Below are 386 nucleotides of genomic sequence, written 5' to 3'. Positions count from 1 at the left end.
CGGGTTACAAATAACGTTAAAAAGTTTTGCCCTAATGCGACTATTGTTCACGTAGATGTAGACCCTACCTCTATTTCTAAAACCATTAAAGCGCATATACCTGTTGTAGGTTGTTTAGACACTGTACTTAAACAACTTCAAGATGGAATAGACAAAAGTACAATTCAAATAGATCGCAGTGCACAAGAAGATTGGTGGCGACAAATTATTAGCTGGCGTGAACAAAAATGTTTGGGTTACAAACAAAGCCCTTCAGAAAAAATCAAGCCTCAAGCTGTTATTGAGGCGCTTTATAAAGCAACTGACGGCGAAGCCTACATCAGCTCTGATGTAGGGCAGCATCAAATGTTTGCAGCACAGTATTACCCATTTAAATACCCTCGCCA

General features: G+C 39.6%; 1 pseudogene. It reads left to right on the top strand.

Going from position 1 to position 386, the window contains the following annotated elements:
• A pseudogene (locus tag R2R70_RS19165) lies at positions 1-386 on the top strand (acetolactate synthase 3 large subunit); the annotation flags it as partial.

The sequence above is a fragment of the Cobetia sp. SIMBA_158 genome (genome assembly GCF_046566945.1).
GTDB lineage: Bacteria > Pseudomonadota > Gammaproteobacteria > Pseudomonadales > Halomonadaceae > Cobetia > Cobetia amphilecti.
This window is presented reverse-complemented; position numbering and strand designations above follow the sequence as displayed.